General features: G+C 36.6%; 21 protein-coding genes. 13 read left to right on the forward strand and 8 right to left on the reverse strand.

The window, feature by feature from the left end; all coding sequences use genetic code 11:
- Positions 1-50: 50 nt before the first annotated feature.
- Positions 51-605: a TorD/DmsD family molecular chaperone gene (locus tag A6A10_RS02715; RefSeq protein ID WP_121122224.1), complete on the reverse strand. Its 555-nt coding sequence runs from the start codon at positions 603-605 to the stop codon at positions 51-53.
- A gap of 64 nt (positions 606-669) precedes the next feature.
- Between A6A10_RS02715 and nfo the strand changes: the two genes are divergently transcribed.
- Positions 670-1,515, forward strand: coding sequence for a deoxyribonuclease IV (gene nfo, locus A6A10_RS02720; RefSeq protein WP_121122222.1), 846 nt, complete (start codon positions 670-672; stop codon positions 1,513-1,515).
- Between the two features lie 129 nt (positions 1,516-1,644).
- Positions 1,645-2,169 carry an NlpC/P60 family protein gene (locus tag A6A10_RS02725; protein WP_121122220.1) on the forward strand — a complete coding sequence of 175 codons (525 nt, stop codon included), beginning with the start codon at positions 1,645-1,647 and terminating at the stop codon, positions 2,167-2,169.
- A gap of 16 nt (positions 2,170-2,185) precedes the next feature.
- On the opposite strand, the gene A6A10_RS02730 is transcribed toward A6A10_RS02725, so the two are convergent.
- From A6A10_RS02730 to A6A10_RS02740, 3 genes are all read right to left on the reverse strand, one after another.
- Positions 2,186-2,617, reverse strand: coding sequence for a LexA family protein (locus tag A6A10_RS02730; RefSeq protein ID WP_121122218.1), 432 nt, complete (start codon positions 2,615-2,617; stop codon positions 2,186-2,188).
- Between the two features lie 161 nt (positions 2,618-2,778).
- Entirely contained in the window at positions 2,779-4,071 is a 1,293-nt protein-coding gene (pepB, locus tag A6A10_RS02735; RefSeq protein ID WP_195759401.1) for an aminopeptidase PepB, read from the reverse strand.
- A gap of 118 nt (positions 4,072-4,189) precedes the next feature.
- Positions 4,190-4,729, reverse strand: coding sequence for a KdsC family phosphatase (locus A6A10_RS02740; protein ID WP_121122216.1), 540 nt, complete (start codon positions 4,727-4,729; stop codon positions 4,190-4,192).
- Positions 4,730-4,797: 68 nt separating this feature from the next.
- Here A6A10_RS02740 and A6A10_RS02745 point away from each other — a divergent pair, with 68 nt between their 5' ends.
- The 6 genes from A6A10_RS02745 (at position 4,798) to A6A10_RS02770 (ending at position 10,817) form a co-directional block, all read left to right on the forward strand.
- Positions 4,798-5,481 (forward strand): YggS family pyridoxal phosphate-dependent enzyme, encoded by a 684-nt coding sequence (locus A6A10_RS02745; protein WP_121122214.1) that lies wholly within the window; start codon positions 4,798-4,800, stop codon positions 5,479-5,481.
- A gap of 81 nt (positions 5,482-5,562) precedes the next feature.
- Positions 5,563-8,172 (forward strand): aminopeptidase N, encoded by a 2,610-nt coding sequence (gene pepN / locus A6A10_RS02750; RefSeq protein WP_121122211.1) that lies wholly within the window; start codon positions 5,563-5,565, stop codon positions 8,170-8,172.
- Positions 8,172-8,588, forward strand: coding sequence for a DUF805 domain-containing protein (locus A6A10_RS02755; protein ID WP_121122209.1), 417 nt, complete (start codon positions 8,172-8,174; stop codon positions 8,586-8,588). The genes pepN and A6A10_RS02755 overlap by 1 nt, the downstream gene beginning before the upstream one ends.
- Entirely contained in the window at positions 8,588-9,220 is a 633-nt protein-coding gene (gene yihA / locus A6A10_RS02760) for a ribosome biogenesis GTP-binding protein YihA/YsxC (RefSeq protein ID WP_121122207.1), read from the forward strand. The genes A6A10_RS02755 and yihA overlap by 1 nt, the downstream gene beginning before the upstream one ends.
- Positions 9,221-9,631 carry a ribonuclease E inhibitor RraB gene (gene rraB, locus A6A10_RS02765; RefSeq protein ID WP_121122205.1) on the forward strand — a complete coding sequence of 137 codons (411 nt, stop codon included), beginning with the start codon at positions 9,221-9,223 and terminating at the stop codon, positions 9,629-9,631.
- Positions 9,632-9,893: 262 nt separating this feature from the next.
- Positions 9,894-10,817, forward strand: a complete 924-nt coding sequence (locus A6A10_RS02770; protein WP_121122203.1) for an aldo/keto reductase — start codon at positions 9,894-9,896, stop codon at positions 10,815-10,817.
- Positions 10,818-10,900: 83 nt separating this feature from the next.
- On the opposite strand, the gene A6A10_RS02775 is transcribed toward A6A10_RS02770, so the two are convergent.
- Entirely contained in the window at positions 10,901-13,639 is a 2,739-nt protein-coding gene (locus A6A10_RS02775; protein WP_121122201.1) for a TonB-dependent receptor plug domain-containing protein, read from the reverse strand.
- A gap of 313 nt (positions 13,640-13,952) precedes the next feature.
- On the opposite strand from A6A10_RS02775, the gene rlmKL reads away from it, so the two are divergent.
- A complete protein-coding gene (gene rlmKL / locus A6A10_RS02780) occupies positions 13,953-16,091 on the forward strand; it encodes a bifunctional 23S rRNA (guanine(2069)-N(7))-methyltransferase RlmK/23S rRNA (guanine(2445)-N(2))-methyltransferase RlmL (RefSeq protein WP_121122199.1) in 2,139 nt (712 codons plus the stop codon).
- A 58-nt stretch (positions 16,092-16,149) separates the two neighbouring features.
- Positions 16,150-16,629 (forward strand): tRNA (uridine(34)/cytosine(34)/5-carboxymethylaminomethyluridine(34)-2'-O)-methyltransferase TrmL, encoded by a 480-nt coding sequence (gene trmL / locus A6A10_RS02785; protein ID WP_121122198.1) that lies wholly within the window; start codon positions 16,150-16,152, stop codon positions 16,627-16,629.
- Between the two features lie 11 nt (positions 16,630-16,640).
- On the opposite strand, the gene plsY is transcribed toward trmL, so the two are convergent.
- Positions 16,641-17,246 carry a glycerol-3-phosphate 1-O-acyltransferase PlsY gene (gene plsY, locus A6A10_RS02790; RefSeq protein ID WP_121122196.1) on the reverse strand — a complete coding sequence of 202 codons (606 nt, stop codon included), beginning with the start codon at positions 17,244-17,246 and terminating at the stop codon, positions 16,641-16,643.
- A 69-nt stretch (positions 17,247-17,315) separates the two neighbouring features.
- On the opposite strand from plsY, the gene folB reads away from it, so the two are divergent.
- From folB to arcA, 3 genes are all read left to right on the forward strand, one after another.
- The gene (gene folB / locus A6A10_RS02795) at positions 17,316-17,672 is read left to right on the forward strand and encodes a dihydroneopterin aldolase (protein ID WP_121122194.1); all 357 of its coding nucleotides are present in this window, start codon (positions 17,316-17,318) and stop codon (positions 17,670-17,672) included.
- Between the two features lie 5 nt (positions 17,673-17,677).
- Positions 17,678-18,571, forward strand: coding sequence for a cytidine deaminase (cdd, locus tag A6A10_RS02800; protein ID WP_121122310.1), 894 nt, complete (start codon positions 17,678-17,680; stop codon positions 18,569-18,571).
- 150 nt (positions 18,572-18,721) lie between these two features.
- Positions 18,722-19,438 carry a two-component system response regulator ArcA gene (gene arcA, locus A6A10_RS02805; RefSeq protein WP_121122192.1) on the forward strand — a complete coding sequence of 239 codons (717 nt, stop codon included), beginning with the start codon at positions 18,722-18,724 and terminating at the stop codon, positions 19,436-19,438.
- Positions 19,439-19,514: 76 nt separating this feature from the next.
- Here the strand turns inward: arcA and A6A10_RS02810 are convergent, their stop codons facing one another.
- Both A6A10_RS02810 and deoD read right to left on the reverse strand, forming a co-directional pair.
- The gene (locus A6A10_RS02810; protein ID WP_211327975.1) at positions 19,515-20,552 is read right to left on the reverse strand and encodes an LLM class flavin-dependent oxidoreductase; all 1,038 of its coding nucleotides are present in this window, start codon (positions 20,550-20,552) and stop codon (positions 19,515-19,517) included.
- Between the two features lie 271 nt (positions 20,553-20,823).
- Positions 20,824-21,543 carry a purine-nucleoside phosphorylase gene (gene deoD, locus A6A10_RS02815; protein WP_121122190.1) on the reverse strand — a complete coding sequence of 240 codons (720 nt, stop codon included), beginning with the start codon at positions 21,541-21,543 and terminating at the stop codon, positions 20,824-20,826.
- Positions 21,544-21,572 lie beyond the last annotated feature (29 nt).

Genomic DNA, 21,572 nt, shown 5'->3' on the forward strand with positions numbered 1-21,572 from the left:
CTACTAGCAATTTGCAGTAGGGATTTTTATTTTCAAGATTAGGCTGTTTGCTATTCAGATTCTTCCAACTCATCCGCCATTGCACTTAACGCATCTCGTGTGAGTTGAGCGAGGGCTTTATAAAATCCTGTATCAAACGCCTCCACTTTTCCTAAAAATTTACTTAAACAAGGTAAAAGAAACGTTTCAAATAGGGCTTTTTGTGCTGCAATGGAATCAATATTATCTTCAATCCAAGAGGCAGTTAAGAGCAATAATCCAACGTGATTAACATTGTCTACTTCAGGCATATTGCGTTGTTGGCGAAAAGTCATAAAGTCACTTGGATCAATACCATAATCAGAAAGACGAGGAGATACATTACCATTTTCTGCAAAAAGTGCTTGATAACTCACCGCTAATTCAGTAGGGTTAGCCTCTTTTTCTAAAATTGTAAGAGCCTGCTCACTTTGGGTGTCGGTCGCTAAAGCCCAATGTTGTCTAAGTTGTCCTTGTTGTAGCCAGTTGAATACGCCCGCAAGCACAGGATCAGTGGGATTACGATAAAATAAATTGCCGAATAGACGGCATAATAGGGAAAAATCGTTAATGGTTACTTCGCTCATATAAATAGTCGGTTGTTATAATTTGAAAAAGTCTATGTTACACGAATCGGAGAAGGAAGATAAGATGAAATATATTGGTGCGCATGTTAGTGCATCTGGTGGGGTTGAAAATGCCGTGTTGCGATCCGTTGAGATTGGCGCCAATGCTTTTGCTTTGTTTACAAAAAATCAGCGCCAATGGAAAGCACCACCACTCAAGCAAGAGAATATCGAAAAATTTAAGCGTTTTTGCCAAGTTTATCATTTTTCTGCCGATCAAATCTTACCTCACGATAGTTATTTGATTAATTTAGGTAATCCAGAGCAAGAAAATTTGGAAAAATCGAGAGATGCCTTTATTGAGGAAATGCAACGTTGCGAGCAGTTGGGTTTAAAATTATTGAATTTCCATCCCGGTAGTCATTTACAGAAAATTTCAGAAGATGATTGTTTAGCGCGTATTGCAGAATCAATTAATATTGCAGTAGAAAAAGTACCCAATGTGGTTGCAGTAATTGAAAATACTGCAGGGCAAGGTTCCAATTTAGGTTGGCATTTTGATCATTTAGCTAAGATTATTGAGCTGGTGGATGATAAAAAGCGAGTGGGTGTCTGTTTAGATACTTGCCATCTTTTTTCCGCAGGTTATGACATAAGTACTACAGAGAAGTGTGAGCAAGTATTTACTGACTTTGAAAAAACCGTCGGTTTTCAATATTTGCGAGGCATGCATCTTAATGGATCTAAAACACCATTAGGCAGCCGAGTTGATCGTCACGATATGTTGAGGGAAGGGACAATTGGGACTGATATTTTTAAATTTGTGATGAATAATCAATATTTTGACAATATTCCTCTTATTTTGGAAACAATAAATCCAGATATTTGGAGCGATGAAATAAAATTTTTAAAAAGTTTGGAACAAAATTAAAATAGTACTGTCGCACATTCTACGTAAAGTAGATTTGATTTAAATTTAATTTTAATTTACATTACCATACATTATTTAACAAACAGGAGAGTATCCGCTTTTAGGTTCTAGCGAGACGGTAAAATTATTATGCAGAAATCTTTTTTTAAGTTAACACAATATTTTGGGACAACAACAGTCGTCGTTTTAGGACTGAGCTTTTCATCTTTATCCCATGCTAGCTTAAGTACAAAAGCAGCAACCCCGAGTCAAATTTTAAAAAATACCCATAAATCAGTAAGAAATTTTGATCGCAACGTCAATGTAAGTAAAGTACTGAGTGTTTATAAAGATTGGGTTGGTACACGTTATCGTTTTGGCGGTACAACTAAGGCAGGAATTGATTGTTCTGCATTTGTACAGGTTGTGATGAGCCATGCATTTAATATGCATTTACCTCGATCGACAACAGGTCAAAAAAAGGTAGGTAAAGCTATTTCTAAATCAGAATTACGCCCCGGTGATCTTGTTTTTTTCCGTAAAAATGGTCATGTTGGAGTATATATTGGCGGTGGAAAATTTGTTCATTCAAGCACAAGCCAAGGCGTAACGACGAGTTCTTTATCTGACAGTTATTGGTCTAGAAATTACACACAGTCTCGTCGAGTACTTTAATTCTACATTGATAGTATTATGCTGCATATTTTGTTTGAGGTGTGCGGTTTCTCATTTGGTGTACGACATTCGTGATTACACCAGAGATATTCACCTCTTGCCATTGCATAATACGTAAATTAGGTTCTATTGCATCTAGCGAAAATAGGATCTTTTCCCCATTTATTTCATTGAAGAATTGATAGAATTTATATTCCCCATTCTTTTCGATAACAATCAAATCATTAATCAAGATCTCTTGATTCTGTTCAACGATCAATAGATCATCCATTTCAATTCCCCAAGCAATCAAATTTGGGTTTTTCACATGAATAAAAAAGGTATCTGTCGGTCGTCTTATACAGAGCGAATTGAGATCCAATTTGACAGATCGTTGGGTATTAAAATCACGATATAACGGAATCGGTTGGTAAGAATTGTTACGTTCTAAGCTTCTTAGGGATGCCATACTATTCTCCATTTAATTAACTGTGTGTTTATACAGGTAATTGTACTGTTTAAATACACAGTGTCAATAGAGAAATTTAAATTTTATTGTAAATATATACAGTATATAAAAATAAAGATCCCGAGAAGGATCTTTATTTTTTGTACCTAATTAGAGTGGGTTTACTTAGCAAGCAATAAGTTAGCTAATGTCTTGATTCCAATACCTGTTGCGCCTGCACTCCATAAATCACTTGGTGCTTTGCGGTAGGTTGCAGAGCAGTCAATGTGTAACCAATTTTGTTCTGGCTTTTCTAGGAAGTAAGATAAAAATGCTGTTGCGGTACTAGCCCCAGCGCCAACTGGAACTGAGCCAACATTGGCAATATCCGCAAATGATGAAGAAATTTGTGAGCGGTGGAAAGACTCAAAAGGAAGTCGCCAAAATGCTTCTTTTTCTGCTTTTGCAGATTGGAGTAAATCCGCCACTAAATTATCGTCCATTGAAAGTACAGAGTGGTAATCATTGCCCACAGCGACTTTTGCTGCACCCGTTAAGGTTGCACAATCGACAATAAATTGTGCTTGTTGTTTGTCTGCTTCAATCAAACCATCCGCAAGGACTAGGCGACCTTCTGCATCGGTATTTAATACTTCAACTTTTACTCCATTGCGATAAGTAATAATGTCGCCAAGTTTAAATGCACGGCTACTTACCATATTTTCTGCACAGCAGAGATATAATTTCACACGCTGATTTAATCCACGAGCAATAGCTAAGCCTAATGCACCAGTGACTAAAGCCGCACCGCCCATATCTGTTCGCATGGTGGACATACTTTCACTTGGTTTTAAGCTATAACCGCCTGAATCAAAAGTAATGCCTTTTCCGACTAAGCAAGCAAGCACAGGTGCATCGGGATTTCCCGTTGGGTTAAAATCAAGTTGTAACATTGCAGGAAGGTGTGCAGAGCCTTTTCCGACAGCCCAGATACCGTTATAGCCACGTTCCTGTAAAGCCTCTCTTGCGACAATCTCAAAAGATACTTTTCCTGTACCCACATATTTATTTGCTTGAGTCGTAATAAATTCTGCGGCTTTTTCAGCAAGGACTTCAGGAGTAAGCGTATCTGAAGGCTCATTGATAATGCTTTTCACGAAAGTAGAACAAGCGATACGTGCATCAAATTCCGCTTGATCTGCATTTAACTCAGGGAATTGCACTGAGCCAGCATTTTTAACACTGGTAAAGCCTTGTTGAAATGACCAACATTCTTCAAGTGTCCATTTATTCCCTTTCAAAGCGACATTGAGAATACCTTGATTTTTGATTTTGCGTGCAGCTTGTTGAATAGTAACGAGAGGATCTTTTTGTAGGTGAATAGTCATGCCATTGTCATTGGCGGAAAGGATTGCGTTTTTTCCCCAAACCTCATTAGCAGGTTGTTGGGATAATGTAATGTTCATCATTGTCATAATTTTTCCTTAATTGAATATATGGAAAGCGGTAAGATTTTAGCAAAATTTTGCAAAATAAGATGAGGAAATTACCGCTTGTAGAATAAATCATTGAGTACGATAAATAATATAATAGTTATTGTGCCATTTGTTCCACGACTTTCATAAAACCATCAGCAGTTGAATAGACTTCCTCTTTGCCTTGTGCTTTTAGGATCATATCGGATAATTCACGAAAGGCAGCATGGCCACCTTTTCTTGTCATCACTAAGTCGGCTTGTTGTTTTATATAATCAAAGGCATCGCCCACAGCGACCGCCAGTCCACACACTTCAAAAGCAGGTAAATCAAGGGTATCGTCCCCTAAAAAAGCGGTTTCTTCAGGCGTAACGCCCGCTTGTTCCATCAAGTCAAAGCAAGCTTGGCGTTTAGACATTTTACCGAGTTGGCTAAAGGGAATACCGAGATCTTTAATACGGCGACGTAAAATAGGTGTATCGCCGCCCGATAATACGGCAACTTTTATGCCACAGGCGAGCAACATTTTAATTCCTAATCCATCTTTTACGTTGAAATATTTGAGTGCTTCGCCATTTTCATCATAGTAGAAACTACCATCGGTTAATACGCCATCAACATCGGTAATAACTAATTTAATTTTTGCTAATCTATTCATCTGCTTTCCTTGATTTTGCTATGGGGGAGTTTTATCATGCCTGCCATTATAGCTTTTTGGAGAGACTAATGTCGATTGCACAGAATCTAGCAACGATTAAACAAAAAATTGAACAGGTTGAGAACCAAGCGAATCGCCCACAAAATTCGGTAAAATTATTGGCAGTAACGAAAACTAAGCCAGTGACGGCGATTGAACAAGCGATTGAGGCGGGACAACGCTGTTTTGGTGAAAATTATGTGCAAGAAGGCATTGAAAAGGTTCAATATTTTGCAGGTAATGATCAACTAGAATGGCATTTTATTGGTGCATTGCAATCCAATAAAACACGTCCTGTGGCAACCCATTTTGATTGGGTGCAGACCGTTGATCGTTTTAAAATCGCCCAACGTTTAAGTGAGCAACGACCTGATGATTTACCACCATTGAATGTCTTAATTCAAATTAATATCAGCGATGAAAATTCAAAATCAGGCATTGCTCCTGAAGAAATGTTTGCTTTGGCGGAACAAATCGCGGATTTACCTCGTTTAACATTACGAGGATTGATGGCAATCCCTAAACCTGAATCTGAGCCAGAAGCACAGCGTGTCGCACTCTCTCAAATGGCTATATTATTTGAACAACTCAAGGAAAAATATACTTCCGTTGATATCTTATCAATGGGAATGTCGGACGATTTAGTCAGTGCGATTGAATGTGGATCGACAATGGTACGAATTGGCACTGCAATTTTTGGTGCGAGAGATTAATTTGTAACAATGACTTTATTCCTAAACTGCAATATACTTACACCCGTTTAGATTAAAAATACTTTACCTAAAGGAACTGCTATGCAACCTAAAGCAAAATTTAGAAAAGATTATCGTCAACCAGATTTTACCATTACTGATATTTACTTGGATTTTCAACTTGATCCAGAAGAAACCTTGGTAACCTCAAAATTAACGGTAAAACGTAAAAATACGGAAGCCAAACAGTTACGCTTAGATGGGCATAGTTTTGAATTTCTTTCGGTTCAGTTAAACGGCGAATCATTTAAAAATTATAAACAAGATGATGAATCGCTTACTTTGGATTTAACCGATTTCCAAGCAGATCAATTTGAATTAGAAATTAAAACCCTATTAAACCCATCAAAAAATACGTCACTACAAGGGCTATATCAATCAGGCGATGGCTTATGTACTCAATGTGAGGCAGAAGGATTCCGCCAAATCACTTATATGTTAGATAGACCAGACGTACTTGCAAAATATCGGACTAAACTGACCGCTTCTAAAGAAAAATATCCATTCTTATTATCGAATGGTAACCGTATCGCACAAGGCGATTTAGAAGATGGTCGCCATTGGGTCGAGTGGGAAGATCCATTCTTTAAACCAAGTTATTTATTTGCTGTTGTTGCAGGTGATTTCGATTTATTACAAGATAAATTTACCACAATGAGCGGACGTAGCGTTGATTTAGAAATTTATGTCGATCGCGGTAATTTAGAGCGAGCAACTTGGGCAATGGCAAGTTTAAAACGTGCGATGAAATGGGATGAAGAACGTTTTGGGCTTGAGTATGATCTTGATATTTATATGATCGTTGCCGTTGATTTCTTCAATATGGGCGCAATGGAAAATAAAGGATTAAATATCTTCAACTCAAAATTTGTTTTAGCAAACCCACAAACTGCAACCGATGAAGATTATATGGGCGTGGAGTCTGTGATTGCTCACGAATATTTCCATAACTGGACAGGAAACCGCATTACTTGCCGTGACTGGTTCCAATTAAGCTTAAAAGAAGGTTTAACGGTTTTCCGTGATCAAGAATTTACTTCAGATTTATGGTCACGCTCAGCAAAACGTATTGAAGACGTGCGTTTCTTACGTGCTTTCCAATTTGCCGAAGATGCAAGCCCAATGGCACACCCAATTCGTCCAGAAAAAGTGATTGAAATGAATAACTTTTATACGGTGACTGTCTATGAAAAAGGGGCAGAAGTGATCCGTATGATCCATACCTTATTGGGCGAAGAAAAATTCCAAAAAGGAATGAAATTGTACGTCGCAGAAAATGACGGAAAAGCGGCAACGTGTGAGGATTTTGTGTCTGCAATGGAACGTGCATCAGGGGTTGATTTAACCCAATTCCGCCGTTGGTATAGCCAATCGGGTACGCCTGAATTAACGATCGCAGATGAATATGATGAAAAACATAATCTATACCGTTTACACGTTGCTCAAATGACAGCACCAACTGCCGATCAAGTGGAAAAAGTCAATCTACATATTCCACTTAAGATTGCGTTATATGGCGAAAACGGACAAAAGATTAAGCTACAACACGAATTATTAAGTGTGAGCGATGTACTTGATGTGATCCACGAAAATCAAACGTTTGAATTCCACAACGTGACACAACGTCCAGTACCTGCATTATTATGCGATTTCTCTGCTCCAGTACGAGTGGATTACAACTACACCACAGAGCAATTAGCAGTATTACTCAAATATGCAGAAAACGATTTTGTACGTTGGGATGCGGCTCAAACCCTCTTTGTGAATGAATTAAAAAATAATTTGCATCGCCATCAACAAAATGAACCAATGCAATTTTCTGAATCATTGTTAGATGCGTTAACCTTATTATTGGATAATGCAAATCAAGATCCAGAACTGACCGCTTTAACCTTATCATTACCAAAAGAGACAGAATTTGCAGAGTCATTTAAAGTAATTGATCCTACAAACATAGCAGCGGTGCGTGATTTTATGCAAGTATCTATTGCAGAAGCATTAAAAGATCGTTTCCTTGTTGCCTACAATCACAATAAAGTGGGTGAATACCAAGTTAAAGCGGAAGATATGGCAAAACGTGCTTTGCGTAATGTGTGCTTGTCTTACCTAGCTTTCACTGATGTGGGTAATACGCTTGTGCATAAACATTATCATCAAGCAGATAATATGACAGATACTTTGGCAGCATTATCGGCAGCAACTAAAGCACAATTAGCGTGCCGTGATAATTTATTAGCTGATTTTGAAGAAAAATGGCACACTGATGGCTTAGTAATGGATAAATGGTTTGCACTACAAGCAACTCGTCCAGATAGCAACGTATTAGAAATTGTGCAAGAGCTATTAACCCATCGTAGTTTTAACTTTAAGAATCCAAACCGTGTGCGTTCATTGGTGGGTAGCTTTGCCTCTCAAAACCCTCGTGCATTCCATGCTATTGATGGTTCAGGCTACCGTTTCTTAGTAGATATGTTGATTCAGTTAAATGAAACTAACCCACAAGTTGCAGCTCGTTTAATTGAGCCATTAATCAAACTTTCTCGTTACGATGCACAACGTCAAACGCTTATGCGTCGCGGTTTAGAACGCTTGAAAGGGTTAGATAACCTTGCGCGTGATCTCTTCGAGAAAATTGAAAAGGCATTGCAGTAATGCCTTGGTATAATTTGCTCTTCTCATTCCAAGGTCGATTAAACCGAAAAGGGTTTTGGATCGGCTTTGGAGTGAATTTCATATTCCTTTTTATTTTTGCAAATTTCATCTTTAATCCGACCGCTTTCACATGGGTAAGTGTATTACCCTTGTTGCTGTCGGCGTATAGCTTATCTGCCGTGATTATCAAACGTTTGCACGACCGTAATCGTTCGGGCAAAGCGTTAGCAATGGTACTCGTTCCAATTCTCTGTTATTTTGCCTCTCTTGGTACACAAGGTACAATGGCATGGTTACTCGGTATCTTAATGCCACTGTTTATCGGTATGATATTATTACTCGAATGGGGTGTATTTGCAGGAAATCCCGAACCTAATGCCTATGGCAACAAAGGTTTATCAATAAGACTAAAATAATGACAACCATAAAATTAAATTACCAGAAAACCCACTTTTTAACTTCCGCACCGGATATTCGCCATTTACCTGAAGATAATGGTGTTGAAATCGCTTTTGCAGGGCGTTCGAATGCAGGGAAATCTACGGCATTAAATGCCTTAACCAATCAAAAAAGCCTTGCTCGTACGTCAAAAACACCGGGGCGAACTCAGCTTATCAATCTATTTGAAGTTGAACCAAACTGTAAGTTAGTTGATTTACCCGGCTATGGCTATGCTGCCGTACCAGAGCAAATGAAACTCCAATGGCAACGAGCCTTAGGTGAATATTTACAAAAAAGAGAATGCCTACGAGGTGTGGTTATTTTAATGGATATTCGCCATCCATTAAAAGATCTCGATCAGCAAATGATCGAATGGGCGGTTTCATCGGATCTGCCCGTGTTATTGCTCTTAACCAAAGCAGATAAACTAAGCCAAAGCGGACGCAGTAAACAAGTAAAAATGGTAAGGGAGGCTATTTTACCTTTCCAAGGTGATATCCAAGTAGAAGCTTATTCTGCATTGAATAAAATTGGCATTGAAAAGTTAGCAACAAAATTAGATAGCTGGTTTGCTGAAGCATTTGAGCCAGAAAGTGAGGAAAATTAAATGTACGATATGAATCAATTAAAACAAGAAACTGACGAAATTATCGCAAATTTATTACAAGATGGCTCAGATCATGATGCGTTGTATATTGTTGAGCATCACATTGCCCATCACGATTTTGATAAACTGGAAAAATTAGTCGTTGATGCTTATAAGCTAGGCTATGAAATCTCAGAAGCGGAAGAAATCGAAGAAGACGGTAAAGTCTTTTTTGTGTGCGATATTGTGTCAGAAATTAAATTAGATGCGAATATAATTACCGCTCAACAAAAAGAACTTCTGCCTTTAATTGAAAAATCGGGCGCAGAGTACGAAGGCTGGGGAACCTATTTTGAAGATCCAAATAGTGATGAAGATGAATATGGCGAAGATGGCGAGTTTTTTGATGATGAAGAGTTTGAGGAAAAATAACCGAACTTTTTGTTATATATCCACTCTATAAATAAACTGAAAAGGCTTTTGTTAGAACAGAAGCCTTTTGTATATTTACTACCCAAAAAGGCTGTGTAGAGTAAATTGCAGTTTTAATATAAATCTCAAATTCACTGACTATTTCCTTATGAATTATCGATTCAAAGGTTTATAGAAACTCCACATACCCCTTTAGATCTGAAATCTTTGTAATGATCATTACAAAGTAAAATAGTGGCTAACTTAATCGGAGTTTATAAGTATGAGTATCGAACAATATCAAAGTAAAGATTTTAGCATTTCACGATTTGGTTTAGGCTGTATGCGTATGTCCGTTAATCCTAATTCGGAAAGAAAAGAGAGCATTGCAACCATTCATAAAGCATTAGATTTAGGCATTAACCTTCTAAATACAGGCGATTTCTACGGTATTGACGGGCATAATGAAAAATTACTGGGTGAAGCACTGAAAAATCAAGATAGGGATAAAGCGTTTGTTTCAGTGAAATACGGTACTTTCGGTAATCTTTTTGCAGGCGGTAACCATGTTGATGTGGGACCTAAAAATGTCAAAAAATACATTACTTCCTCTCTTAAAAACTTAAATCTTGATTATATTGATTTATACCAACCTGCTAGAGTCGATATTGGTATTCCTATCGAAGACACTATTGGTGCGATTGCAGACTTAATAAAAGAAGGTTATGTAAAACATATTGGGCTATCAGAAGTTGATGCTGACGTACTTAGAAAAGCGAATGAAGTACATCCGATTAGCTTAGTTGAATTGGATTATTCTATTATGAACAATAGTATCGAACATGAAGTGTTGCCTGTCGCAAGAGAGTTTGGTACTGGTGTGGTTGCGTTTGGCTTATTGAGATTAAATCGACTTTTAGGCACTCGCCAAGATCCATTAATTGATGTGGTAAATACTATCGCAACGGAGAAAAATGTGTCGGTAGCACAATTAGCTCAAGCTTGGATATTTAACCAAGGAGACGATATTATTCCGCTTACAGGTGCAAGAACAATGGCTCAATTAGAAGAATCCATAGCAAGCCTTGCTATACAATTTACTGAAAGCGATATTCTTAGAATTAATGCAGCGATTGAGAATAGTAAAATAATTGGTCCAACAATGTCTAAAATTGTTATTAAAAATGGAATTGTAATCAGCCATTAAGTAGCTAAAGAATAAGATGAGTGAAAAAATAGCAAGGCTAAATTTAGCCTTGCTAGAGAATGGATATTTTTAGATAGATTTACTTAAAACTTGTAAGAAAGGTTTAATTTAAATGTTCTGCCTCGTGCAAAGTTATTTTGATACTCTTTTACATAGCTATAATCACCGTTACTATTTGGAATTGGATGAATCGCATCAGAATATTGAGAAGCAGAGTCATTATTTGCATCAAGTGGGTTTACATATCTTCTATCAGTGACATTATCAACCGCTAATTTGATCATAAGATTTTCTGTTGGCTCATAAATCGCATAGAGATCATAAACCATTGGTTGATGATCGATTTCTTTATATTCTGCAATTGAACCTGCTTTATGGGTGGTATCCATATAGCCTGGGCATACTGGTCTATTTCTTTGATCATCAAAATAGATTCTGCCACCACCTTCACAAATACCAATAGGGTCGTATTTACTTCGCTTACTTTTACCGTAGTATTTAGCAATAACACCTAGTGTTAGTTTGTTATCAAAGAATCTTGTTCCAAGCTCAAGAGAACCATAACTATTAGGTAAAATTGTGACTTTGGTTAAGCCAAAACTTTGAAGTTCTGCTTGGTCAGTATTGATATTGCTACCCGTTCTTGCTAAATCACTGTAAGAAGCAGGCTGATTTGTCATTTGTCTTGAATAGGCTAAGTTTGCAAAGAATTTGCCCATATCATAGCTTAATTCAGCTTCAAATCCTTTTACTTTGACTGGTACATCATAGTTTCTGTGGTAAATCGTCATAAGCGTTTGATAACCGAATACAGGGTTGATACCTCTTACTTGTACCGCACGGTTTACGTTATGGATGAAGTTCTCAATTCTTGTTTCGTATCCTGTCAATTTATAACCGAGTCTATCATTTTCGGTTATTGCACCATCGATGAAACCATTAAAACCAAGTTGTTTTGTTTTAGCTGTTTCTGGCTGTAAATCTAAATTCATTCCTGCATCAGTTAGACTTGAGAAGAACATTTCTTGAATTGTCGGTACTCTATGTGTTTTGGAATACCCAATAAAAGGAGTGAAGTAGTTACTTACATTTGCAGTTAACATCGCAGAATAATTCACAAAATGATTTTTTACAGTATGATCATGTCTAAATGTTGGTCTTTTCTTATAACCTTCTTCTCTATCATATTCATATGTTTCATCAAATCTTTCTTGTTCTTCTTCCAACTCATGGATCTGAGCAAGAATTTTTTCATGTTTTTCTTCTGCACCTTCGGAGTCTTCAGGAATACTTTCTAAGATCTCATCTAGCTCATCAATTTTACCTTGGATTTTATAATATTCTTGATCGACAGAATTAAGACTTTCCCCCTTATTTTTATATTTTACTATGTTTATATTGTAATTTAGTGTGAACATATTCCAATCTAATTGGTTATCCCAATAAATTGTATTTAATCTCTGATTTCCTTTTGGAAAGAATGAGTTAGTTGGTAAAGAGGCATTAACCGTTTCATAGAGATTTAGATCTGTACGAGTAGGATCATAGCCACCAGAAGTACTAAAGCATTCCGTATCTCCGTCATATTCACAAGGTTTAAAAATTCTTAGTTCATTAGGATAACGATTTTTAGAATATTTATTTTTTAACCAGTTTACACCAGGAGTAATTGCTAAATTAGCCTCAAAAGGTAAATCAAATCTTAGTGTATTATTGATATCTAAGGTAGTTGATTCATTTTTACCTGTTAAAGGCGCTGTAATTGTTCTGTTAATTATTGTACTTCCAACATCATAATTTTGTGTGTTTTTATTTTTTGCATAAAGGATATTAAAATCGACAAAGTTATTCTCAGGTAGGGTTAAATTATACTTAACTTGTTTTGTATCACCTTTAATTGTTCGTCCAGCTAAATGGTTAGTGGTTTTTCTATATTGCAATTCAAGCAAGTTATAGTCATCAGCATATTCTGTTTTAAAAATATGACTAACTGGCTTTTGCTTTACTTTCTCGGGATCATAAGGGGTGATATCGTATAGTCTTTCAGAATCTATGCCATAACTGTTTATATAATCTCTTCTAATCTCTTCTGTTGCCGCTTCAGAAATTTCTCTATGAGTTTGTCCTCCGCCCACTTTATAATTTTGAGTGATTGTTTTACGGCTTTGACCATATAACACACCAAGTGAACCACCATAATCAAAGATTTTCTTACCTGCAACAGCCATCATCCATTCTGGTTTGGTATCGTTCGTACCGACTTGAGATTTGATCATTCCACCAACGTTTCTGTCAAATCTTAAAATATCATCAACACCAATCGTCTTGAAGTTAGAAGAACCCATGAGTGTATTGGCACCACTAGCACCATTAAATGATCCTCTATTCACTTCAACGCTAGTAATAAATGCAGGATCAATTGCAGCACCAAATTGAGAGCCAGCTCCACCTTTACCACCGGTATCGCCACCGCTACTGTAGAATGTTTGAGAAACGCCATCAACCATGGTATTGACTCGTCCAAATCCAGTTGCCCCTCTGATATTTACGCTAACTGCACCAGCGGCTTTATTCATTTGTGTGAATGTTCCAGGAGCTGAACGAATAATTTCATCTAAATTTTTATCAGATTTATTGATCTCATCTCGGATACTAACAGCACCGCTTTTTTTGTATGTTTCTTCTCGTTCTTTAAAACCTTGAGTAATGACTTCAATGGTATCAAGTACCATATCACCACCAATGTCATCTGCTGCATATGCCATTGACAATATATTGTTGATTACAGCGGTAGCAATGGCAGTTTTGACAAATTTCTTCACAATGGATCCTCTATCGCATTTTATTTAGGAATATCGGTAGGTTGAATTGTATATTAGTTACCAATCAAAATAAACGATAATCATTATCATTTGATTACAAAATAACCATAATAAAATTAGTGGTATTGGGAGTGCAAATTTTATCCATTTTTTTCTAAAGTATCAATAAAGATTGGTGCTTTATTTGTCATTATTAGATGCGAATTATTAGTAAACAGAGAAACTTATTTTTAGAGTATTCATTCATAAAATTCCCCTTTATCACAATACTTCCGTTATAATTCCTACTAATATTTAAAATAAAGATCAAAAGATGACAACAGAAACAACCTATTTCGCAACCACTGCTCGTGGCTTTGAAGAAATGTTAAAAGCAGAATTAGAGCAAATCACTTCAGGACAATGTAAAGTCGCACAAGGTGGCGTTCACTTTACGACAGATCAAACGGGTATGTATAAAGCGTTATTACATAGCCGTTTAGCTTCTCGAATCCTGTTACCGCTAATTTCCACTAAGATTTTTAGTGATAGTGATCTCTATGCGTCTATTGTCAGTTATGATTGGGTGAAATTAGTTGACGCTCGCGATACTTTTTTTGTCGATTTTAATGGGACAAATAGTGAAATACGCCACACACAATTTGGTGCAATGCGAGTAAAAGATGGTATTGTCGATTATTTTGAGCGTAAAGGTTTTGCTCGTCCAAGTGTTGATAAAATCTCTCCTGATATTCGCATCCACGTTTATTTAGATCGTGAAAATGTGATTGTTTCGCTCGATTTAAGTGGTGATGCGTTACACCTTCGTGGTTATCGTGAAGATACGGGTAAAGCCCCACTGCGTGAAACATTGGCAGCTGCCATTATTTTACGTTCAGGTTGGGAAAAAGGTACGCCACTTGTGGATCCTATGTGTGGCTCGGGAACCTTGTTGATCGAAGCAGCACAAATGCAAGCGAATATTGCGGCACAAATTAATCGTCAAAAATGGGGATTTGATTTTTGGAAAGGGCATCAACCAGCAGTATGGCAAGCAGTTTGGCAAGAGGCAAAAGATCTGCAAAATTCAACGGAAAAGTCACCGCTTGCGAACTTCTTTGGGTTCGATTTAGATCACCGAGTCTTAGCTAAAGCAAAACAAAATGCGGAAAATGCGGGTGTTGCTGATTTAATTCAATGGCAACAAGGAGATGTCTCTGCATTAAAAAATCCAGTTCCCGATCAAATTGGTACTGTGGTGTGTAACCCTCCTTATGGGGAACGTTTAGGTACAACGCCAGCGCTTATCGCTCTTTATTCTGTTTTCGGGCAACGCTTAAAACAACAATTTGCAGGGTGGAATGCATCAATTTTTAGTGGCGAACCAGATTTATTAAATTGTTTACGTTTACGTTCTTCTCGTCAATTTAAAGCAAAAAATGGACCTTTAGATTGTGTTCAAAAAAATTATTCAATCAGTGAAAGAAAAGTTTCTGAACAGGAAGAACTTAAATTTGAGCAAAATGGACAAGTTGCACAAGATTTCGCGAATCGCCTCACTAAAAATATCAAAAAAATTGAAAAATGGGCGAAACAACAAGGGCTTGAGGCTTATCGACTCTACGATGCCGATTTACCCGAATATAATTTAGCCGTTGATCGTTACGGTGATCATATTGTGGTACAAGAGTATGCCGCTCCTAAAAATATTGATGAAAATAAAGCACGTCAGCGTTTATTAGATGCGGTATCGGCAACATTATATGTGACGGGTGTTGAAACCAATAAATTAGTCCTAAAAGTTCGTCAAAAGCAAAAAGGTACCAATCAATATGAAAAATTAGCCAATAAGGGCGAGTACTTTTATGTTGAAGAGTATGGGGCGAAGTTGTGGGTTAATTTAACGGATTATCTTGATACAGGTTTATTCCTTGACCATCGTTTAACACGAAAAATGGTAGGGGAAATGGCAAAAGGGAAAACTTTCTTAAACCTATTTGCTTACACGGGATCTGCAACTATTCACGCTGCACTCAATGGCGCTAAATCAACCACGACTGTTGATATGTCTAATACTTATTTGAATTGGGCTGAGCAGAATTTAGAGTTGAACGATTTATCTTTAAGAACTAACCGCTTGATCCAATCTGATTGCTTACAATGGTTAGCAGAATGTCGAGAACGTTTTGAGGTGATTTTCGTTGATCCTCCAACATTTTCTAATTCAAAACGAATGGAAAATAGTTGGGACGTGCAACGAGACCATATTGAACTTATGAGAAAGTTAAAACGCATTTTAACTCAAGATGGCACTATCGTTTTTTCTAATAATAAACGTGGTTTTAAAATGGATTTAGAGCGGTTAGCAGAGCTTGGATTGAGTGCTGAGAATATTACCAAGAAAACGTTACCTCTTGATTTTGAACGCAATCCGCATATTCATAATTGTTGGATTATCAAGAACGTAGCTTAACAAGCGGTTAGATTGATCCAATATTTTGTAAAAATAGAAAATATAGAAGAAGTAAAAGATGTTAGATATTGTTTTATTTGAACCTGAAATTCCGCAAAATAGCGGCAATATTATTCGTTTATGTGCAAACTGTGGCTTTCGTTTGCATATGATCGAGCCATTTGGTTTTACTTGGGATGATAAAAAATTACGTCGTTCAGGCCTTGATTATCACGAGTTTGTTGATATTCAGAAATATCACAGTTTTGAAGATTTTCTCGCGAAAGCACAACCAAAGCGATTGTTTGCATTAACAACCAAAGGCGAGCCTAACCATAGCGAAGTGCAATACGAACTTGGTGATTTTTTAATGTTTGGACCTGAAAGTCGAGGTATTCCAAAAGACATTTTAGATACCTTACCAATGTCGCAAAAAATTCGTATTCCAATGTGCAAGGATAGTCGCAGTATGAATTTATCTAATTCTGTGGCGGTCGTTGTGTACGAGGCTTGGCGACAATTTGGTTACCAAAATTCAGTGCCTCGCCAAAATATTTAGTTGTGGCTTTTTTAGTTATGACGTAGTAGTGATTTCTGCCATAATTTATCTTCCTGACCCCGCCATAAACGCTGAATATTATCGTGATGGCGGTAAACCAACAAACAGCAGACTAAAGCAACAGGGAAGGTAAATTCTGGTGCGAACCACCAAACATAGAATGGCACAACAATTGCTGTGACGACAGCACTTAATGAAGAATAACCAAAGAGTAAGAAGATAATTAGCCAACTGCCAAAGGCTAGGCCAGCAATGGTATAACCTATAGGGAAAATTGCTCCAAAAGCAGTTGCGACACCTTTTCCACCTCTAAATTGAAAAAAGATTGGAAAAATATGTCCGAGGCAAGTTGCTAATGCGATGAAGCCAATTTCAGTTGGTCGCAATCCTAAATAAATTGCAATTGAAACGGGCAAGAATCCTTTTAATACATCAAAAAGTAAGACGCCTAACGCAGAAAGTTTTCCTCCAATTCTTAGCACATTCGTTGCGCCTGGATTGTGAGAACCTTGGGTTCTAGGATCAGGTAATCCTGCTAGACGACAGAAAATAATAGCACTAGAGATTGAACCTAAGAGATAGGATCCTGCGATGAGAGAATAGGCAGTAATGCTCATATTTTTCCTTATTGATGAAATGATTATGCTATATTCTACCTGAAGTTTTGAAAAACAAGGAAATAAAAAATGCGTGACAAAGTTTTTATCCATGAATTAACTGCATTTGCTTCTATTGGTGCTTATGAATGGGAGCATACGATTAAACAACGATTAGTTTTCAATATTGAAATGGTGTGGGATTTTACTCAAGCAGTGGAATCTGAAGATGTCAGTTTTTGTTTAAATTATGCCGAAGTTTCCCAAAAAATCTTAGATTTTGTCGAAAATACGCCATTCAAATTAGTCGAAACGGTTGCGTATAAAGTTGCTGACTTATTACAAAATACATATAAAATACAATGGCTTCGTATTGAGTTACACAAACCCAAAGCAGTGGCACAAGCAGCTAGCGTTGGTGTCATTGTTGAAAGAGGAAATGCATAATGGATATGGTAAAAAATGATGTTTTAATACGCTTAGAGCAATTGTTAGCTGATACTGATGAAAATGTGGTAAGACAGATTGTTGAGTTTCTCATATCCCAAAATCTTGTGGGCAAAATTAATCGATCTGATGTTGAAAATTTGCGCACACAATTTGATCTTTCAACGGTTGAACTTGCCTTAGCTTGTTTACCTATAGCAGCTTGTTATGCCACTGTACCTGTTTCTCATTTTTATGTAGGGGCAGTTGCGATTGGAGAATCGGGTAATTTTTATTTTGGTGCTAACCAAGAATTTGCTAAAGATGCCATTCAACAATCTGTTCATGCAGAGCAAAGTGCTATTTCTCATGCATGGTTAGAAGGGGAAAAATCGGTAACTGATGTTGTCGTAAACTATACACCTTGTGGCCACTGTCGCCAATTTATGAATGAGCTTAATACCTCATCTGAATTAAAAATTCATTTACCACATAGCCAAAATAATTTATTACACAGTTATTTACCAGATGCATTTGGTCCTAAAAATTTAGACATTGATTTACTGATGTTTGATGCTCAACAGCAAGATTTTACACCACAAGGTGATGAATTAGTTCAATCGGCAATTAACGCAGCAAGTTTATCTTATGCTCCTTACAGTGATGCTTTTAGTGGTATTGCGTTGCAAGTTGGTGACAAAATTGTGACTGGTCGATATATTGAAAATGCGGCATTTAATCCAAGCTTTTTACCTTTGCAATGTGCGTTAAACTATTCGAGATTGCAAGGTTACCAAAATAGTCAAGTGACTCGTATTGTATTAGCCGAAAAGGATGCGGTTTTAAGTCACAAAAATATCACCGCATCTTTAGCACAAAGTCTGCTTGGGTTGGAAATAGAGTATGTCCAATTAAGTTAAACTAATTGATTATCTTACATAAAATTTGATTAAAGCTAAGAAAATGTAAAATAAGTTGCAGATGAAAACATAAATTGTCAATAAAATGATATAATTTTTTACTAGGATAGTACTGTACAAACTAACTATAAATCTTTGTAAGGGTAAAACATGGAAAATCCACAAATTTTAATTGTTGAAGATGAAGTGGTGACACGAAATACATTAAAAAGTATTTTCGAAGCTGAAGGATATGATGTATTTGAAGCGAGTAATGGTGTTGAAATGCACTCTGTATTGAGTAGCAGAGAGATACATTTGGTGATTATGGATATTAATTTACCCGGAAAAAATGGTCTCATGTTGGCTCGAGAATTACGTGAGAATACGGATATTGCGTTAATGTTTTTAACGGGGAGAGATAATGAGGTTGATAAAATCCTTGGGCTAGAAATTGGTGCCGATGATTATATCACCAAACCATTTAATCCTCGTGAGCTAACAATTAGAGCTAGAAACTTATTGCAACGCACAATGTTCGAAAAAGACAAAGCGGATAAGGAAAGTAAAGCAATTGATAGTTATCGATTCAATGGCTGGATGTTGGATATTAATAGCCGTAGCTTGATTAACCCTGAAGGAGAGGTGATTAAATTACCTCGTAGTGAATTTAGAGCCTTATTACAGTTTTGTGAAAATCCAGGTAAAATTCAAACCCGCGATGATTTGTTAAAACGTATGACTGGTCGCGAATTAAAACCACATGACCGTACCGTTGATGTAACAATTCGACGTATTCGTAAACATTTTGAAGATCATGCCGATACACCCGAAATTATTGTGACCATTCATGGAGAAGGGTATCGTTTTTGCGGTGAGTTGGAGTAGATAAAATTATACTTAACTAAAACATAAAAATCCCTATGTATGAAACATAGGGATTTTAAAAATATTGTTATTCAAATTACTTTTTCAAAGCTTCTCTCACTTTCGGAGCAATTTTATCTCCATATATCTCAATTGATTTCATCATTGTTGCATGATCTGGAGCACCTACATCCATATGAGCTGAAAAACGAGTAAGCCCTAGAACTTCAATTGCTTCAATTATTTTTTCAGTAGCATGACTTGCATCGCCTACAATTAAATGTCCTAGTTTTTTACGACCATAATCATACTGTATTCTTTGGTATGGTGGCCAGTTTCTACTTGCTCCAGTTCTATTTCGTTGTTCTGCATATAATGGAAAATATGAATCAGCTATTTCTTGATCATTTTCTCCAAACAAAGAGTGCATATGAACCCCTACTTGGTAATCTTTTATATCATTACCAGCGTGTACCCACGCTTGTTTATAGTATTCAAATAATGGTTTAAATCTATCAATTGTGCCTCCAATAATAGCAAACATGACAGGTAAACGTAAGCTAGCAGCTCTAATTACAGATTCTGGTGTACCTCCTACTGCTACCCATATTGGTATGTTACCATTTTTAGGCTGAGGATAAATTGGCTGATTATTTAATGATGGTCTGTATTCCCCTTTCCAAGAAATTGTTTCTTTTTCGTTTAATTCAAGTAAAAGGTTTAGCTTTTCTTCAAAAAGAGCATCGTAGTTTTTTAATTCATAACCAAACACGGGAAATGATTCAATAAATGAACCTCTACCTGCCATTATTTCAGCTCTACCATCTGATAATAAATCAACCATTGCAAAGTCTTTATACAATTTTACAGGGTCTGCAGAACTGATTATAGAAACCGCACTACTTAATTTTATATTTTTTGTAACAGGTGCTACAGCAGCTAAAAATATTTCGGGTGAAGATACTGCATATTCCTCTCTGTGATGTTCTCCAATAGCAAAGAAATCTAAACCAACCTCATCCATCAATTTAACTTCTTCCACCATTTCTTGCATTCTTTTGGCAGGTGATTTTGCTTTTCCTGTTTTAGGGTCTATTTGCAAGTCCCCAAACATATCTATACCTAATTCTATCATGTTATTATCCTATTAAAATTTCCAATATTTTTAATACAATTATTGTATCTGCCATTACATCAAACATTTAAAATAAGAAAAAGTTCATAAATAATTATCATTTAGTATAAAGTTAATGTGGCTTTTAACATTGCCTGTGAATGTTTAAACAATTTATTGGGAGTAGTGGTGATTTTTGTAAATTGGAGGGATTATTCTAGGCAAAATAAGGATAAATCATTCGAATCTATGTTATAGATAAGCGGTTAGATTCGAACGATTTTTTGCAATTTTATTCAGCTTTATCGCCAATTAAAACAGATTCTAATGCGATTTCAATCATATCATTAAAAGTTAATTGACGTTCTTCTGCTGTTGTTTGTTCATGAGTACGAATGTGATCGGATACAGTACAAATTGTTAAGGCTTTTGCTCCAAATTCAGATGCAACGCCATAAATACCAGCAGCTTCCATTTCAACACCTAAAATGCCATATTTTTCCATTACATCAAACATTTCTACATCGGGTGTATAGAATAAATCTGCTGAATATAAATTACCGACACGTACCTTCACGCCTTTTTCTTTAGCCGCTTGTACTGCAGCAAGGGTCATATCAAAATCAGCGATTGCAGCAAAGTCATTATCTTTAAAACGAATACGATTTACTTTAGAGTCTGTACAAGCACCCATCCCAATAACCACATCACGTAATTTAACATCTGGACGGACAGCACCACATGAACCTACACGGATAATTTTTTTAACGCCATATTCAGTAATTAATTCTTTGGCATAAATTGAGCAAGATGGAATACCCATACCATGTCCCATTACTGAAATTTTACGACCTTTGTAAGTACCAGTATAACCAAACATATTGCGGACATCGGTCACTTGTTTTGGATTTTCCAAGAATGTTTCTGCGATATATTTTGCACGAAGTGGGTCACCTGGCATTAATACAACATCAGCGAAAGCACCTTCAGGTGCATTAATATGTGGAGTCATGTTATTTTCCTCGTTAGTTAAAAAATAGG

It is taken from the genome of Otariodibacter oris, assembly GCF_009684715.1.
Taxonomy (GTDB): Bacteria; Pseudomonadota; Gammaproteobacteria; order Enterobacterales; family Pasteurellaceae; genus Otariodibacter; species Otariodibacter oris.